A 709-nucleotide genomic window follows, 5' to 3' on the forward strand; every position below is an offset into this window, starting at 1 on the left:
GGCGGGCTCGACGTCCGCCGCGTGCAGCTCACGCGGTCGCCGCGCCGCCGTGAACGCCGCGCCGAGCGCCCCCGATCCGCAGCAGAGGTCGAGCACCACCGGGTCCGGCGGGGCGAGCGAGACGGCGACGTCGACCAGGAACCCGGTGCGGTGCCGGGGGACGAACACGCCGGGCCGCACGCGGACGCGCAGGCCGTGGAATTCCGCCCAGCCGAGCAGGTGTTCCAGCGGCAGGCCGGCGACCCGGCGCGCGACGAGCGACTCGAGCTCGGCGGCCGTCGTCGCGGCGTCGACGAGCAGCGCGGCCTCGTCTTCGGCGAACACACAGCCGGCGGCGCGCAAGCGGGAGATGACGGATGAAGTGTCCACCGGGGACGGAGACTACCGGACCTCCACCGCGTCCCCGACGTTCAGGCCGTCGAAGAACGCCGCCGAATCGACGTCGGTGAGGTGCACGCAGCCGTGCGAAGGCGCGTCGAGCGGTCCCGCGTGGAAGGCGATGCCGCCGGCCGCGAAGAACACCGAGTTGGGCATGTCGGTGCCGTAGTCGCGGCTGCGGTGCTCGCGGTCCTTCCACACGACGTGGAACGACCCGGCGGGCGTCGCCTGATCGGGTGGGCCGAACCCGGCCGGGACCGGGCCGCGGACCACGCGGCCGTCGCGCAGCAGCCAGGCCAGCCGCTGTACCCGGCTCACGCAGGCCCCGGTC

1 protein-coding gene and 1 pseudogene are annotated in these 709 nt (G+C 75.0%); both read right to left on the reverse strand.

Annotated features, from left to right (window positions below; translation table 11 throughout):
- Positions 1-369: pseudogene (locus G3I65_RS40000) on the reverse strand (putative protein N(5)-glutamine methyltransferase); the annotation flags it as partial.
- A 12-nt stretch (positions 370-381) separates the two neighbouring features.
- The coding region (locus tag G3I65_RS40005) for a L,D-transpeptidase (RefSeq protein ID WP_160700688.1) at positions 382-709 on the reverse strand (328 nt) is incomplete at its 5' end.

It is taken from the genome of Amycolatopsis sp. SID8362 (assembly GCF_010550475.1).
Lineage (GTDB): Bacteria > Actinomycetota > Actinomycetes > Mycobacteriales > Pseudonocardiaceae > Amycolatopsis > Amycolatopsis eburnea.